The following is a 15,162-nucleotide window of genomic DNA, read 5'->3' as shown; positions in this document are numbered from 1 at the left end:
CCCGCAAAACCGGACGGAGACACCATGAGCAAGGCCACCGCCGGCCTGCACCACGCCGACAGCCACGACATCATCCGCGTCCACGGCGCCCGCGAGAACAACCTGCGCAACGTCGACGTCGAGATACCCAAACGCCGCCTCACCGTCTTCACCGGCGTCTCCGGCTCCGGCAAGAGCTCACTGGTGTTCGGCACCATCGCCGCCGAGTCACAGCGCCTCATCAACGAGACCTACAGCGCCTTCGTCCAGGGCTTCATGCCCACCCTGTCCCGCCCCGAGGTCGACATCCTCGAAGGCCTCACCACCGCCATCATCGTCGACCAGGAACGCATGGGCGCCGACCCCCGCTCCACCGTCGGCACCGCCACCGACGTCAACGCCATGCTGCGCATCCTGTTCAGCCGCCTCGGCGACCCCCACATCGGCCCGCCCAACGCCTACTCGTTCAACGTCCCCTCCGTACGGGCCGCCGGCGCCATCACCGTCGACCGCGGCCCCGGCAAGACCCAGACCAAGAAGGGCACCTTCAACCGCCTCGGCGGCATGTGCCCCCGCTGCGAGGGCCGCGGCGCCGTCACCGACTTCGACCTCACCGTCCTGTACGACGAGAAGCTCTCCCTCAACGAGGGCGCCATCACCATCCCCGGCTACAGCATGGACGGCTGGTACGGCCGCATCTTCCGCTCCAGCGGCCTGTTCGACCCGGACAAGCCGATCCGCGACTACACCAAGCGTGAGCTGGACGACCTGCTCCGCAAGGAGCCCACCAAAATCAAGGTCGACGGCATCAACGTCACCTACACCGGCCTCATCCCGGCCATCCAGAAGTCGATGCTCGCCAAGGACGTCGACGCCATGCAGCCCCACACCCGCGCCTTCGTCGAACGCGCCGTCACGTTCACCACCTGCCCCGACTGCGACGGCACCCGCCTGGCCCCCGAAGCGCGCTCCTCGAAGATCAACGGCATCAACATCGCCGACGCCTGCGCCATGCAGATCAGCGACCTCGCCACCTGGGTACGCGACCTGCACGAACCCTCCGTCGGCCCGCTGCTCAAGGCACTGGGGGACGCCCTCGGCTCGTTCGTCGAGATCGGCCTCGGCTACCTCAGCCTCGACCGGCCCGCCGGCACCCTCTCCGGCGGCGAGGCCCAGCGCACCAAGATGATCCGACACCTCGGCTCGTCCCTCACCGACGTCACCTACGTCTTCGACGAACCCACCATCGGCCTGCACCCGCACGACATCGCCCGCATGAACAGCCTCCTGCTGCAACTGCGCGACAAGGGCAACACCGTCCTGGTCGTCGAACACAAACCCGAGACCATCGCCATCGCCGACCACGTCGTCGACCTCGGCCCCGGCGCCGGCAGCGCGGGCGGCACCATCTGCTACGAAGGCACCGTCGGCGGCCTGCGCGCCAGCGGCACCACCACCGGCCGCCACCTCGACGACCGCGCCACCCTCAAGGACAAGCTGCGTACGCCTGCCGGCGCGCTGCCCATCCGCGGCGCCCGCACGCACAACCTGCGCGACGTCGACGTCGACATCCCCCTCGGCGTCCTGGTCGTCGTCACCGGCGTCGCCGGCTCCGGCAAGAGCAGCCTCATCCACGGCTCACTGGCCAGACGCGAGGACGTCGTCAGCGTCGACCAGACCGCCATCCGCGGCTCCCGCCGCAGCAACCCGGCCACCTACACCGGCCTGCTCGACCCCATCCGCAAGGCCTTCGCCAAGGCCAACGGCGTCAAGCCCGCCCTGTTCAGCGCCAACTCCGAAGGCGCCTGCCCGACCTGCAACGGCGCCGGCGTCATCTACACCGACCTCGGCATGATGGCCGGCGTCGCCAGCACCTGCGAGGACTGCGAGGGCAAGCGGTTCCAGCCGGCCGTCCTCGACTACCACCTCGGCGGCCGCGACATCAGCGAGGTCCTCGCCATGTCCGTCGACGAGGCCGAGACGTTCTTCAGCGACGGCGAGGCCCGCACCCCGGCCGCCCACACCATCCTCGACCGGCTCGCCGACGTCGGCCTCGGCTACCTCACGCTCGGTCAGCCCCTCACCACGCTGTCCGGAGGGGAGCGGCAACGGCTCAAGCTCGCCACCCGGATGGGGGACAAGGGCGGCGTGTACGTCCTCGACGAACCGACCACCGGCCTGCACCTGGCCGACGTCGCCCAACTGCTCGGCCTGCTCGACCGGCTCGTCGACGCCGGGAAGTCCGTCATCGTGATCGAGCACCACCAGGCCGTCATGGCGCACGCCGACTGGATCATCGACCTCGGCCCCGGCGCCGGTCACGACGGCGGCCGGATCGTCTTCGAGGGCACCCCGGCCGACCTCGTGGCCGCCCGGTCCACACTCACCGGCGAACACCTCGCCGACTACGTCGGCGCCTGACCGCCGTGCCCGCTGAGGCCCCCGGCCGCGCCACGGGCCTCAGCGGGACAGGCCGGCCATCCGGGCCGGCGGCGCCGTGCCGGGCTCCACCAGGCCGCACTGGTACGCGGCCACCACCGCGTGCGTCCGGTCACGCATCCCCAGCTTCGCGAGAACCCGGCTGACGTGGGTCTTGACCGTCGCGTCGCCGAGCACGAGATGCTCGGCGATCTCCCGGTTCGACATCCCGTACGCCATGAGCACCAGGACCTCGCGTTCCCTCGGGGTGAGCCCGCGCATCTGGACCGGTGTGGGCAGCCCCGGGTCGGGCCGGGCGGCGAGGTCGTCGAGCAGCCGCCGGGCGACGGCGGGATCCAGCCACGCCTCTCCGTCGGCCACCGCGCGGATGGCCGACACCAGTTCCTCGGGCGCGGCGTCCTTGAGCACGAAACCGGAGGCGCCCGCCCGCAGCGCGGCGTGCACCGCCTCGTCCACGTGGTAGGTGGTCAGCATGATGATCCGTACCGGCCGGTCGGCGTCGTCGATGAGCTTCTCCTCGGCCATCGACCTGGTGGCGGCCAGACCGTCGGTGCCGGGCATCCGCACGTCCATGAGCACCACGTCCGGGCGCAGGCGCCGACCGAGTTCCACGGCCTGCGCCCCGTCGTCGGCCTCGGCGACGACCTCGATGTCCGGCTCGTTCGTCAGGAGCATCGCGAGTCCCGCCCGTACGAGCGGCTGATCGTCGGCGAGCAGCACCCGGATCATGAAGGCTCCCGTCGTCGGCGGCCGTGACCGCGGCCCCACCACATGATCATCGGTGTCGGCGTCGGCGGCTAGCCGGATGTCGCACAGCGGACACGCGTTCACCCGACAGCGGGCACCCCGCCGTCACCCGGCGCCGCCACGAGGTCGCCGCGCTGCGCGACCGGCAGCGTCGCGCTCACCCGGAACCCGCCCTCGGGACGCGGCCCGGCGACCAGGCGACCACCGACGCGTTCCAGCCGCTCGGCGAGGCTGGCCAGCCCGTTGCCGGTCGACAGTCCCGCCGCCGTGCCGCCCGCCTCGCGGCCCGTGCCGTCGTCGTCGACGCGCAGCAACACCACCCGCTCCTGCCACGCGAAATGCACCGTCGCGCAGGCACGCCGCCCGACGTGCTTCAGCGTGTTCGTCAGGCTCTCCTGCACCGTCCGGTACGCCGCCAGCTCGATACTCGGATCCAGCGGCCGAGGGCTGCCGGACACCGACATGGTCACCGTGAGCCCCGCGCACCGCATCGACGTCAGGAGCACCTCGATGTCGTCCAGCCGCGGCTGCGGACCCGGCTCACCGTCGGCCGCCGGACCCGAGTCGGCCCGCATCACCGCCAGCAGCCGCCGCAGCTCCGCCATCGCCTGCTGCCCGGCCTGCTGGATGTGCAGCAGCGCCTCCCGGGTCCGCTCCGGGTCGGAGGCGCTGATCCGTGCGGCACCGGCAGCCTGCAGAACCATCACGGTCACCGAGTGGGACACCACGTCGTGCAGCTCGGCGGCGATCCGGCGACGCTCCAACGCCACCGCCTCGGCCCGGGCCAGACGCCGTTCCCGTTCCAACTGGGCCACCCGCCGCCGGTGCCGCCGCACCACCGAACCGGCCGCAAACGCGGCGGCGTAGATGAGCGCGAACATCAGCGCGGTGACCGCGAACTCCCCGGCCCGCGCGCCCGGGCTCGGTTCCACCCGGAACGAGTCGAGCGCGCTGAGCAGGCTACGCGCGCACGCCGCCGCGTACGCCGCCGCCGACACCACGAACGGCCGCAACGCCGCCACCGTGTACAGGGCGACGATCAGACCCACCCACGGCCGGTAGTCGTGCACCAGGAACCACATCGCCGCGCCGTGGGCGCACTCGAACACGAACACGGCGACCGGCGCGCGGGCCCGCCACCACAGGGCGCCGATCGACAGCACCGCGGCGAGCACCTGCAGCCACTGCCGGGCCGGGCCGACCGGCTCGCTCTGGATCACCACCGACGAGGCCGTGAACAGGTCGAGCAGGCACAGCACCGGCAGCAGCAGAAAATCGTGACGCCACCATCTCGCAGCCCGCGCCGGGCCAGACGGCGCCACCGCACCGGTCACCGTGGTCATCGGCGGGCTAGGAGTCTTCGGCCGGGCAGCCGATCCCGAACAACCGGCAGGTCCAGGACAACGGGGAGCCGTCGTCGTCACCGCCGCCGTCACCGTCCGGCGGTGGCGTGGCCGCGCTCACCCGGTGCGTCGTCACCGGCGCCGCCGGCCGGCCCGGCACACCCGGCCGGCCCGCCCCCACCAGCACGACCGACGGCACGACGGCACCGGCGGCGTCCGCGGCCACCCGCCACCGCCGGTCCTCCTCGTCAGCGAGCAACGCCAGCACCCGGCGCACCGCCGACGCGTCGGTGCCGTACCCACCGGGAACCGTCTCCTCGGCGATCGACACCATCAGCAGGTCCGCCGGGTCACGGTGCAGCACCGACACCTCGGCGACGGTGAGCGGCCGCACGTCCGCGCCGGTGACCCCGACCAGACGCACCGCGTCACCGGACCGCGGCCGGCCGGCACCCACCGTCCTCAGCAGACAACGCCGGCCGTCCAACGCGACCCCACGCGCGACTGTCACCCACCCGGCCGGCCGCTGCGCCTGCAGGAGCAGAACCGTCGGCGGCGACTGGACCTCGGTCTTCATCAAGGACCTCCAGAGAACAGGGAAAGGGCGGGCGAACAGCCCGCGTACGCGACGAATTCTGGCCGACACCGGCCCCGGCGGACGTCCCCGTACCGGGTGACATCCGGTGTCACCTTCCAGACCGACCCCCGGCGCCCCGCACCGGGCCGGGGAGGACCCCGAACCTCGCCCCACAGCCCGACGCCAGGACCGGCCGGCTACGACCACGATGGAACCAGTCCGGACGACGGCGGCGACACACCGAACGCCCCGGACACCCATCCCATCCGTCACGGCCGCGAGGATTGCCATGCCCACGCCCGGTGCGTTCCTGATCGCCGACCCGGTCCACGTCGACTCACCGGCGTACGTCGCCGACACGGCGAGCCGGTTCCCGCTGGCCGACCAGACCCCGCCCACCGGCTGGCGCGTCGCCGAGCACGGCGGCTGGATCATGTGGCACCCCACCCAGGCGCAGCTGCCGCAGCAGGGCTGGAAGGTACACGTGTCAGTGGGCCTCGACGACGCCGCCGACGTGCTCGACCTGGTACGCGACCACTGCGTACGCCACCACGTCGCCTTCAAGTTCCAGCGCAGCCGCCGGCTCGCCCTGGTCAACAACGAGAAGTACGCCCACCGCGCCGGCAGCGGCAAACTCGCCGCCCTGTACCCGGCCGACGACACCGCCCTGCGCCGCATCCTCGACGACCTCGGCGCCCGGCTCGCCGGCTACCGCGGCCCGTACGTCCTCAGTGACCTGCGCTGGCACGACGGCCCGCTCTACCTGCGCTACGGCGGATTCGCCGAACTCTGGTGCGTCGACGGCGACGAACCCGTCCCCGCCGTCGTACGCCCCGACGGAGTCCTCGTCCCCGACCGGCGCGAACCCGTCTTCACCGTGCCCGACTGGGCCCCCGTACCCGGCTTCGTCGCCGAACGCATCGCGGCAGCAGCCGCCGAGACCGACGACGACCCGCCGTACCGCATCGACGAGGCCCTGCACCACTCCAACGCCGGCGGCGTCTACCGCGCCACCGACCTGCGCGACGGCCGCACCGTCGTCCTGCGCGAAGCCCGGCCGCTGGCCGGGCTCGACGGAGCCGGCACAGACGCGCTCACCCGCCTGCGCCGCGAAGAGGACATGCTGCGGCGCCTCGCCGGCCTCGACTGCGTACCACGACTGCTCGACCGCCTCACCTGGTGGGAACACGAATTCCTGGTCGAGGAGTTCGTCGAGGGGGACACCCTGCAACACCACCTGGCCATGCGGCACCCCCTGATCCACCCCGACCCCACCGACCAGGAACTGGCCGACTACACCGCGTGGGCGCTCGACGTCATCGACCGGGTCGAGACGGCACTGTCCCAGGTACACGCCAGGGGAGTGGTCTTCGGCGACCTGCACACCGCCAACGTCATGATCCGACCCGACGGCCGGATCGTGCTCGTCGACTTCGAACAGGCGTACCTGGTCGACGAGGACTTCACCCCGTCACTGGGCGACCCCGGCTTCGCCACCCCGCGGATACGTCGCGGCCCGGCCGTCGACAGGTACGCGCTGGCCTGCCTCCGACTCGCCGTCTTCCTACCGATCACCCAGCTCACCGCCCTGACCGACGACAAGTTCCACGACCTGACGAGCGCGGCCCGACGATTCCCCCTGCCGGCCGGCTACCTCGACCGCATCCGCGACGACCTGCACACCGCACGCACCGCGCCCACCACCGACGGCGCCGGCACCACGGCACCCGACCGCAGCCGCGTCACCCGCTTCCCCTGGCCCACCGGCCAGGCCGCCGACCACACCCCGCTGCTCGAATCACTCGCCGCCGGAATCCGCGCCACCGCCACACCGCACCGCACCGACCGGCTCTTCCCCGGCGACCCCGGACAGTTCCCGCACGGCGGCGCCGCCCTCGCGCACGGCGCCGCCGGCGTCATCTGGGCACTGGTCACCACCGGCGCCGACTACCCCGAACGCGACGAACACCTCGACTGGCTCGTCCGCGCCGCACGACGCCTACCCGCCACGCACCTCGGCCTCTACGACGGCCTCGCCGGCATCGCCGCGCTGCTGGACCACACGGGACGCCACGACGACGCCGCAGAACTACTCGACCGATGTCGCACCGGCCTCCACGACCGGTACGGCCCCGGCCTGCACAGCGGCCTCGCCGGCATCGGACTCGCCCTGCTCCGCACCGGCCGACCCGTCCCCGACGACGCCCTGCGCATCGGCGACCGGCTCGCCCGCACCCTCACCGGCGACACGAAACAGCCCGTCCCCGAACCCGCCCGCCCCGGCCTGCTCCGCGGCTGGTCCGGCCCGGCCGTCCTCCTCACCCGGCTCCACGAAGCCACCGGCGACCCCACCTGGCTGCGCGCCGCCCGCACCGCCGTCCGCCGCGACCTCGAACACACCGTCCGCGACGACAGAGGCAACCTTCACGTACGCGACGGCGCACGACGACTGTTCTACCTCGACGAAGGCAGCTCCGGCATCGCCGTCGCCGCACACACGCTGCTCCACCACGGCGAACGCCCCTGGCTGCGCGACGTCGTCACCACCGTCCGCCGGACCGTCGACGTCGAATTCGTCCTGCTGCCCGGCCTCTTCCACGGCCGCGCCGGACTGCTCGCCACCGCCGCCCTGCTCGCCGACGACCCACCACCGGACCGACCGCGCGCCATGCGTCCCGTCGGCCTCGTCCGCGACGGCGCGGCCCGCCACCACCCGGCGCACCTGACCCGGCTCGCCTGGCACGCGTACGCCCTCGACGGCCGCCTCGCGTTCCCCGGCGACACCCTGCTGCGCATCTCGACCGACCTGGCCGCCGGCGGCGCCGGAATCCTGTCCGCGATGCACGCCGCGCTGCATCGCACCGGAGTCACACTGCCCTTCCTCGACGCGCCCACCCACGTCGCGTCCACCGACCACCTCCTCGCCGCGAGCTGAACCAGCCGGCACCCACAAACACCGTCGGACCCGCCGACGGCCCTCCGGACGACACCGGAGGCCCGACCACCACACCCACGAAGGAGGTGAACCCCCATGACGAAGCTCCTCAACCTGCAGGCCATGGCCACGCAGAACGGCACCCGCCACGCGGTCCCGCCGCAGTCCAGCAGCATCAGCATCGCCTGCTGCAACGGCTGAGACGGCAGTGGCGACAGGGCCACCGGCCCCGGCCACACCTGATCCGCCTGGCGACCCGGGCGGGCGGCCCCCCGCCCGCCCGGGTCCGTCGTCAATCCGCCCCACAGCCGGTGGAGCCGACCTCCCGCCCGCCACCACGCCAACGGAGCCCCCATGCCGCCCACCGGCCTGCGACACAACCGCGACTTCCTCCTGATCACCGTCGCCCGGACCGCCTCCAAACTCGGCACCCAGGTCACCGCCGTCGCCACACCGCTACTCGTCCTGATGATGACCGGCTCCGCCACCGACGCCGGCCTCGTCGCCTTCGCCGAGGGCATGGCCCTCGTCCTCGTACTCCTGCCCGCCGGCCTGCTCGCCGACCGCCGCGACCGGCGCATCCTCATGCTCTGCTGCGACGGCGGCGCGCTCCTCGCGGTCACCGGCGTCACCGCGCTCGCCCTCGTCGGAGACGCACCGGTCCTGCTGATCGCCGTCCTCGCCGCCGCCACCGCCGGTCTCGGCGCCGCGCTGCAACCCGCCGCCGCGGCAGCCACCCGCGCCGTCGTCCCGGCCCGCGACCTGCGTACGGCGACCGTGTTCAACGAAACCCGCAACGGCGTCGTACACCTGGCCGGCCCACCGCTCGGCGGCTTCCTGTTCGGCCTCACCCCGGCACTACCGTTCCTCGTCGACGCGATCTCCTACGCCGTCTCCCTCGTCGCCGTAGCCCTGCTGCGCGGCCCGCTCGGCCGGTCCCTGACCACGCCGGGGGAGTCCCTGCCCCGGCAGGCGGTCGCCGGTGTCCGCTTCCTGTGGCGCCACCCCTCACTGCGGTTCACGCTGCTCAGCGGCGCCGTCCTGAACTTCGCGTTCGCCGGCGTGCTCCTGGCGATCATCGTGGTGCCGGTCCGCAACGGCGCCTCCGGCCTGTCCGCCGGAACCGTCATGGCGTGCGTCGGGCTCGGCGCCGTCGCCGGGTCACTCGTCGCGTCCTGGCTGACCGCCCGGATACCCACCCGCTGGCTGATCCTCGCGGTCGTCTGGGCCTGCGGCGTGCTGACCGCAGCCATGGCCACCACCGACAACGGACTGGTCCTCGGCGCGCTGGCCGGCGCCTGCGTCCTCGTCGTACCAGCGGCCAACATCAGCATGCTGACCCTCCAGACGCTGCTGACCCCCGGCGACCTCCAAGGCAGGGCCAACGCCGCCACCAGCTTCATCGCGCTGATCGTCGCGCCGTTCGGCCCGGCGCTGTCCGGTCTGCTGATCGACCGGGTACCGGCCCCGATGGTGTTCGGCAGCTTCGCAGCCGTCATGCTGGCCCTCGCCGTCGTCGCCGCCCTCGCGCCCGCTGTACGCGCCATGCCCGATCTGCGGTCCGTCGAGGACGTCCAGGAGGCGGGCGAGGCCGAGGACCGCGACCCGCAGCCGGTCTGAGCTGACCGTCGCGCCGGCCGGCGCAGGGGAGAGGCGCCGGTCGACGGGCCCACTCCTCATGACCACGCCGGAACGTTCGGATGATCACGAGAGCGCATCGCCCGTGCCACCATGTAGAGCCTTCCCGGGACAGGCCACAAGGGACGAGGTGCCGCCATGGAGCTGCGCAGAAGCCGACAGACGCTGTGGAGCGGCCTCGCGATCTTCCTCGTCGGCATGGCTCCGCTGCTCTATCTCACGCCCTCGTCGACCGTCAGGTGGGCTTTTGTCGGCCTCTGGATGCTGGCGGCCGGCGTGTTCGTCGCCTACCAGCTCAGGCCGTTCCGGTTCCGCATCGGCGCCGACGGGCTGGACCTGCGGGTCGCCGGGATCGACCGGCTGGTGGCGTGGGCCGAGATCGAGGCTGTCGTCCTCGACCAGCCGCTACCGTCGGGCGGCCGGAAGCAGAGAGCCGCATCGGTGTTGCTGGTGCCGGCCACCGCCTCGACGATCGATCGTCGGCTCACCGGCCGCAGCCCGGTCGACGGCCGGCCGGCCCTGGTGCTGCTCGATCTCGACCAGGTGCAACAGCCGCCGGGTGAGGTCGCTGCCGCGCTGGCGCACTTCGGGGGAAGCCGCTTCACCGACGCCCGGCAGCGGGCTCCGCAACGGTCGGGGGCCCTGCCGGACCTGGATGCACTGAGCTGGCTGTCCGACCTGACGCCGCGAGTCCAGAAGGCGCTCGACTCGGGCGACGCGGCGCAGCGGCAGGCGCTCAAGACAGAGGTCGACGCGGCGCTCGCACGACTGTCCGAGGAGCCGGCCGCCAGCGGCAGGCCACGGATGGACAAGGTTCTGAAGGCGATGTCGGACGCGCTCGGCGCGGAGGACATAAAGCCTGGCTGAGCACCCCGTCGCCGGATTCGATAATGTACATTATGTCAAGTAACGCGGAGGCGGGCCTCCCCGGGCACCCCATAGCGAGCTGACCGCCAGGAGCGACGGGCGTTCACAGGACGCCTACTCCTTGCGCGGCTTGCAACGCTGTGACGCGCGGGCGCCGGCACACTCATTCGGCCACAGTGAGCGGCCCGAGCCCGCCTCAGGTGATCAGCGCTGAGGCGCTGATCCACCGGCGCGGGCACCGGTCGCGCCGTCATTCGCACGCGGCGACTCCGTAGCCCTGGAGCCCCCCACGCTCAGCGCTCCACGCCCAACCCACCCCGGCTACGCCCACTCGCCCTACCCCAGGCTCCGTCGATCATGAAGTTGACAGCAATCGGCGCCCGTTTTGTCGCCGCCAACTTCATGATCGACGAGGTGGGCGGCCTGGGGTGCGGCGGGGGCGGTGGCCGGATGTGGAGGCTCGCCACTCTCCCCCGGTGGGTGCTCCTGGCGGGAACGCGAGAATCATGCATAATATCCCTTATGCATGACAAACCGGACGAAAGGGTGAGGGCTCTCATCGAGGAGTTTCTCACCGCCCGGGCCACCCGTAAGCCCTCACCGCACACCCTGGCCGCGTACCGGAGGGATCTGATTACTGTGGCCGAGCTGGTGGCGGCGGACGGTGAGGCCACTCCCCTCCCCCTGGACCGGCTGGCGGTCAGCGCCCTCTCCCCCCGCGTGATGCGCGCGGCGTTCGCGCGGTTCGCCGCTCCCCGCGCCGCCGCGTCGGTCCATCGCGCCTGGTCGACGTGGAGCAGCTTCTTCACGTTCCTGGTCGCCGAGGGCGTCGTACCGGGAAATCCGATGCCTGCGGTGGGCCGGCCCCGCACGCCTCTCCCCCGGCCCAAGCCGCTGCGGGGCGAGGACACCCCGGAGGAACTGCTGGCGGCGGTGGCGCGCGCGGAGGGCCGGCAGCGTGATCCGTGGCCGGAGCGCGACCTGGCGGTGCTGGCGCTGGCGTTGTGCGCGGGGTTGCGGTTGTCGGAGTTGCTGGCGCTGCGGGTGTCGTCGGTGGCCGGGCGCGCCGGCGAGCGGCGGGTGGACGTGGCGGGCAAGGGCGGGCGGCCGCGTACGGTGCCGATCGAGGACGCCGTGGACCGGGTGCTGGCCGGATATCTGGACAGTCGGCGGCACCGGTTCGGGTCGCGCAGCGTGCGGCCGGACGCGCCGTTCCTGGTGGACCGTCAGGGTGAGGCGTTGCGGCGGGGTGGGCTGCAGTACCTGGTGGAGTCGTGTTACCGGCGGGCGGGCATCGGTGACCGGGTGCCGCGGGGCGCTCGGTTGCACGCGTTGCGGCACACGTTCGCGACGCGGCTGGCGGAGGACGGAGCGAGCGCGGCGGAGATCATGCGGTTGCTGGGGCATGCGTCGTTGGCGTCGTCGCAGACGTACATCGAGGTGACGGCGGGTCAGCAGCGGGCGGCGGTGGCGGCGAACCGCACCAACCGGGCGTTGTCGGGGTTGCTCAAGCGGTAGTGGTCAGGCCGAGTTGAGCGGTCACGTACGCCAGGTGGTGTGACGTTCCCCAAGCGATCCAATCCGTGGCGACGCCGGTCCCGGCATGGCCGGCGGCGCGCAGGACGATCTGTTCGTCTCCCCAGGAGAGGTGCCGTCCGGCGGCTGGCCAGTGGTCGGCGGACACAAGGGCCTTGCAGATGTCGTAGATGCCGATGTTGCCGTTGCCGTCGCGCGTGGCTCGGTAGGCCCACCAGGCGTCGTGGTGGGTGTAGCGGATGTTCGGTGCCGGCCCGCGTGCTCCGGAGCTCATGCGGGGACAGGTGATGCCGTAGTCGGCGAACTGGATGTCGTGCTCCTGTAGCCGCTTCCAGAGATCGAAGTCCCTCCGGCGCAGCGGGGTGGCCGTGTGGGCCGGCACGTGGGAGATGTTCGCGGGCATGGCACCCGCGGCGACGACGACTGTCTTCCAGGGATGGCGTCGGGCCCATGCGAGGTGTTTACGGACCAAGGGTTCGGCGCTGGTGAGGTCCCGGTCGGAGGACACCTCAGCGACGTCGAGGATGAGGATGCAGTCCTCGGGATGCAGTTCGGTGGCGGACAGAACGTGACTCAGTCGGGCGCCGGTTTCGGCCGCGTCCGGTTCGGTGTGGTCGGCGGGGAGCCGTATGACGCCGCCGTACGGGGCGGCGGCGTCACGGACGTCCGCCAGTTGTGCGGGGGTGTCGTGCAGGTGGGCGACGGGCAGGGCGGGGATCCCCCATCGGTGCAGGTCGTCGGCGATGTCCTGGAGTGGTCGGCGGATACCGGTGGTGGGCTCCGGGAGGTGACGCACGTCGACAGCGATGGCCATGTCGCGTGGGATGGATTCCTGCGCGCGTTGGCTGAAGGCGGAGGCGGCCTTGATCGGACCCTGGTCGGACGGTGGCACGTCGAAGATCGGGAGGATGTGCGGCACCAACTCATCCGCGATGTGGTCGAGGGCCCGGAATTCGGCTTTTCGGCCTTTGAGGATCGGATAGTAGCCCGCCATTGCATCGCCCCACACGATTCGACGACAGTCACTTGTATCGATGTTCCACGTTCTGTGTCCGATCGACAACCTTCCGTGTCAATGAGGGCGGGTGTGGGCGTTGCCGGGCTGGCAGGATCGGCGGGATGCGAGTTGGTGCGGCACGGGCGGTGGCGGTCGGGTGGGTGCGGGAGCAGATGCGCGTCGATCCGTCGATCGAGGGGGCGTTCTTCAGCGGGTCGACTGTGGGGTTGCCGGACGACGCGCTGCTGCCGGTGTGGTCGGACGTGGACGTGTTACTGGTGCGCTGGAACGTCGGCGCGAAGGTGGGCAAGTTCGTGCACCGGGGGGTGCTGCTGGAGGTCAGCACTGTCACGTGGGAGGAGTTGGGTGGCCCGGAGGACGTGCTGGGGTCGTGGGTGTTCGCGCCGATGTTCCGTACCGATGGGGTGATCGCGGATCCGTCGGGCCGGCTGGCCGCGGTGCGGGAGCGGGTGGCGGCGGGGTTCGCGGATCCGGTGTGGGTGCGGGCGCGGTGCGCGGGCGTGCGGCGGCGGATCGAGGCCGGGTTGCGGGCGGACCGCGGTTCGGCGCCGGTGGCGGAGCAGGTGCTGGCGTGGGTGTTTCCGACGTCGTTGCTGGCGGTGTGGCCGGCGGTGGCGGGGCTGGCGGATCCGACGGTGCGGCGGCGGTACGTGCGGGCCGAGCGGGTGCTGTCGCGGTTCGGGTTCGCGGATCGGTATCCGGAGCTGCTGGACACGCTCGACGGCGGCGGGGCGGGTGTGGACGCGGCGCGGGTGCGGGAGCATCTGGCCGGGTTGGCGGTGGTGTTCGACGAGGTGGCGCGGTTGCCGCGGGAGGAATTCGCGTTCGGGGCGGATCTGGGTGCGGCGGGGCGTCCGGTGGTGTTCGACGGTGCGGCTGAGCTGGTCGAGGCGGGCCGGCATCGGGAGGCGATGTTCTGGGTGCTGGTGACGTACGCGCGGTGTCATGTGGTGTTGGGTCCGGTGGCGCCGGAGCGGGAGCGGGCGTTCGGGGCGGTGCTGGCGGATCTGGGGGTGGCGTCGGCGGCGGATCGGCGGCGGCGGGCGGACGGTTTGCTGGCGGCGTTGCCGGGGTGGCAGACGGTGGTGGATGCGGTGGCGGCGGAGGCTGTGGCAGGCTGAGGGGGAACGCGACTGGCGGCACGGGGATGGGTGAACCATCGGGGAGCTCGTCGTGGGGGTCGACCGCCTGGGCCTCCGCGGGCGAGGTGTCGTATGTCTTCTGCGCGGTTGCTGCCGGGTGTCCCGGTGGCGGAGCGGGTCTTGTCGGAGGTCGCCGCGTCGGTGGCGGAGCTGCGTGCGGCGGGGGTGACGCCGGCGCTGGCGACGGTGCTGGTGGGTGACGACGACGCGAGCGCGGGTTATATCCGGATCAAGCAACGGCAGGCGGCGGAGCTGGGTTTCGTGTCGCCGCACATGCATCTGCCGGCGTCGGCGTCGCAGGCGGATCTGCACGCGGTGCTGGCGGATTTCAACGCGGACAAGACGGTGCACGGGGTGCTGGTGCAGTACCCGATTCCGGGTCACCTGGATTACGACCGGGCGTTGGCGGTGCTGGATCCGGACAAGGACGTGGACGGGATGCATCCGGTGAACATGGGCCGGCTGGCGTTGGGGTTGCCGGGTCCGCTGCCGTGTACGCCGGCGGGGATCGAGGCGTTGCTGGCGTTCCACGGTGTGCCGGTGGCGGGCCGGGAGGTGGTGATCCTGGGCCGGGGTGCGACGTTGGGCCGTCCGTTGGCGATGTTGCTGGCGCAGAAGCGGCCGACGGCGAACGCGGCGGTGACGGTGGTGCACACGGGGGTGGCGGACTGGCCGCGGTACACGCGGCGGGCGGAGATCCTGATCGCGGCGGCGGGGGTGCCGGGGATCGTGCGGCCGGAGCATGTGCGTCCGGGTGCGGTGGTGGTCGGTGGCGGCGTGCGGTACGAGGGGCGGCGGTTGCTGCCGGACGTGGACGAGTCGTGCGCCGAGGTGGCGGGTGCGATCACGCCGCGTGTGGGCGGGGTGGGTCCGACGACCGTGGCGATGTTGTTCCGCAACGCGGTGGAGGCGGCGCGGCGGCAGAGCGGTCTGGGCTGAGC

General features: G+C 72.2%; 11 protein-coding genes and 1 riboswitch. Of the genes, 7 read left to right on the top strand and 4 right to left on the bottom strand.

From position 1 onward, the window contains the following. Nucleotides 1-24 precede the first annotated feature (24 nt). Nucleotides 25-2,400 (top strand): ATP-binding cassette domain-containing protein, encoded by a 2,376-nt coding sequence (locus tag GA0070562_RS25620; protein WP_091426904.1) that lies wholly within the window; start codon nucleotides 25-27, stop codon nucleotides 2,398-2,400. A gap of 39 nt (nucleotides 2,401-2,439) precedes the next feature. Here the strand turns inward: GA0070562_RS25620 and GA0070562_RS25615 are convergent, their stop codons facing one another. The 3 genes from GA0070562_RS25615 to GA0070562_RS25605 all read right to left on the bottom strand — a co-directional run bounded on the left by GA0070562_RS25615 (nucleotide 2,440) and on the right by GA0070562_RS25605 (nucleotide 5,085). Beyond that, nucleotides 2,440-3,147: a response regulator gene (locus GA0070562_RS25615; RefSeq protein ID WP_175438876.1), complete on the bottom strand. Its 708-nt coding sequence runs from the start codon at nucleotides 3,145-3,147 to the stop codon at nucleotides 2,440-2,442. 98 nt (nucleotides 3,148-3,245) lie between these two features. Continuing rightward, nucleotides 3,246-4,508, bottom strand: a complete 1,263-nt coding sequence (locus tag GA0070562_RS25610; protein ID WP_091426903.1) for a sensor histidine kinase — start codon at nucleotides 4,506-4,508, stop codon at nucleotides 3,246-3,248. Between the two features lie 7 nt (nucleotides 4,509-4,515). Continuing rightward, nucleotides 4,516-5,085, bottom strand: a complete 570-nt coding sequence (locus tag GA0070562_RS25605) for a hypothetical protein (RefSeq protein WP_091426902.1) — start codon at nucleotides 5,083-5,085, stop codon at nucleotides 4,516-4,518. A gap of 289 nt (nucleotides 5,086-5,374) precedes the next feature. Between GA0070562_RS25605 and lanKC the strand changes: the two genes are divergently transcribed. The 4 genes from lanKC to GA0070562_RS25585 all read left to right on the top strand — a co-directional run bounded on the left by lanKC (nucleotide 5,375) and on the right by GA0070562_RS25585 (nucleotide 12,043). Continuing rightward, nucleotides 5,375-8,020 carry a class III lanthionine synthetase LanKC gene (gene lanKC / locus GA0070562_RS25600; RefSeq protein ID WP_175438875.1) on the top strand — a complete coding sequence of 882 codons (2,646 nt, stop codon included), beginning with the start codon at nucleotides 5,375-5,377 and terminating at the stop codon, nucleotides 8,018-8,020. Between the two features lie 354 nt (nucleotides 8,021-8,374). After that, nucleotides 8,375-9,640: an MFS transporter gene (locus tag GA0070562_RS25595; protein ID WP_091426900.1), complete on the top strand. Its 1,266-nt coding sequence runs from the start codon at nucleotides 8,375-8,377 to the stop codon at nucleotides 9,638-9,640. A 156-nt stretch (nucleotides 9,641-9,796) separates the two neighbouring features. Then, nucleotides 9,797-10,525, top strand: coding sequence for a hypothetical protein (locus tag GA0070562_RS25590; RefSeq protein WP_091426899.1), 729 nt, complete (start codon nucleotides 9,797-9,799; stop codon nucleotides 10,523-10,525). Between the two features lie 522 nt (nucleotides 10,526-11,047). Then, entirely contained in the window at nucleotides 11,048-12,043 is a 996-nt protein-coding gene (locus GA0070562_RS25585; protein WP_091427080.1) for a tyrosine-type recombinase/integrase, read from the top strand. Here GA0070562_RS25585 and GA0070562_RS25580 read toward each other — a convergent pair. Continuing rightward, nucleotides 12,033-13,055: a beta family protein gene (locus GA0070562_RS25580; RefSeq protein ID WP_091426898.1), complete on the bottom strand. Its 1,023-nt coding sequence runs from the start codon at nucleotides 13,053-13,055 to the stop codon at nucleotides 12,033-12,035. The two genes, GA0070562_RS25585 and GA0070562_RS25580, sit on opposite strands and share 11 nt — an antisense overlap. A 125-nt stretch (nucleotides 13,056-13,180) precedes the next feature. On the opposite strand from GA0070562_RS25580, the gene GA0070562_RS30950 reads away from it, so the two are divergent. Further along, nucleotides 13,181-14,200: a hypothetical protein gene (locus GA0070562_RS30950; protein ID WP_091426897.1), complete on the top strand. Its 1,020-nt coding sequence runs from the start codon at nucleotides 13,181-13,183 to the stop codon at nucleotides 14,198-14,200. Then, a riboswitch (ZMP/ZTP riboswitch) is annotated at nucleotides 14,199-14,280 on the top strand. It overlaps the preceding gene by 2 nt. A 13-nt stretch (nucleotides 14,281-14,293) precedes the next feature. Then, nucleotides 14,294-15,160 carry a bifunctional 5,10-methylenetetrahydrofolate dehydrogenase/5,10-methenyltetrahydrofolate cyclohydrolase gene (locus tag GA0070562_RS25570; RefSeq protein WP_091426896.1) on the top strand — a complete coding sequence of 289 codons (867 nt, stop codon included), beginning with the start codon at nucleotides 14,294-14,296 and terminating at the stop codon, nucleotides 15,158-15,160. Nucleotides 15,161-15,162 lie beyond the last annotated feature (2 nt).

This window comes from Micromonospora tulbaghiae, from assembly GCF_900091605.1.
GTDB classification, from domain to species: Bacteria; Actinomycetota; Actinomycetes; order Mycobacteriales; family Micromonosporaceae; genus Micromonospora; species Micromonospora tulbaghiae.
The sequence above is the reverse complement of the archived record's forward strand: the minus strand, read 5'-3'. Positions and strand labels throughout refer to the sequence as shown.

Bases quoted from the DNA above. Each gene is read 5' to 3' on its own strand.
- GA0070562_RS25620 (WP_091426904.1), top strand. From the start codon at position 25: ATGAGCAAGGCCACCGCCGGCCTGCACCACGCCGACAGCCACGACATC.
- GA0070562_RS25615 (WP_175438876.1), bottom strand. From the start codon at position 3,147: ATGATCCGGGTGCTGCTCGCCGACGATCAGCCGCTCGTACGGGCGGGA.
- GA0070562_RS25610 (WP_091426903.1), bottom strand. From the start codon at position 4,508: ATGACCACGGTGACCGGTGCGGTGGCGCCGTCTGGCCCGGCGCGGGCT.
- GA0070562_RS25605 (WP_091426902.1), bottom strand. From the start codon at position 5,085: ATGAAGACCGAGGTCCAGTCGCCGCCGACGGTTCTGCTCCTGCAGGCG.
- lanKC (WP_175438875.1), top strand. From the start codon at position 5,375: ATGCCCACGCCCGGTGCGTTCCTGATCGCCGACCCGGTCCACGTCGAC.
- GA0070562_RS25595 (WP_091426900.1), top strand. From the start codon at position 8,375: ATGCCGCCCACCGGCCTGCGACACAACCGCGACTTCCTCCTGATCACC.
- GA0070562_RS25590 (WP_091426899.1), top strand. From the start codon at position 9,797: ATGGAGCTGCGCAGAAGCCGACAGACGCTGTGGAGCGGCCTCGCGATC.
- GA0070562_RS25585 (WP_091427080.1), top strand. From the start codon at position 11,048: ATGCATGACAAACCGGACGAAAGGGTGAGGGCTCTCATCGAGGAGTTT.
- GA0070562_RS25580 (WP_091426898.1), bottom strand. From the start codon at position 13,055: ATGGCGGGCTACTATCCGATCCTCAAAGGCCGAAAAGCCGAATTCCGG.
- GA0070562_RS30950 (WP_091426897.1), top strand. From the start codon at position 13,181: ATGCGAGTTGGTGCGGCACGGGCGGTGGCGGTCGGGTGGGTGCGGGAG.
- GA0070562_RS25570 (WP_091426896.1), top strand. From the start codon at position 14,294: ATGTCTTCTGCGCGGTTGCTGCCGGGTGTCCCGGTGGCGGAGCGGGTC.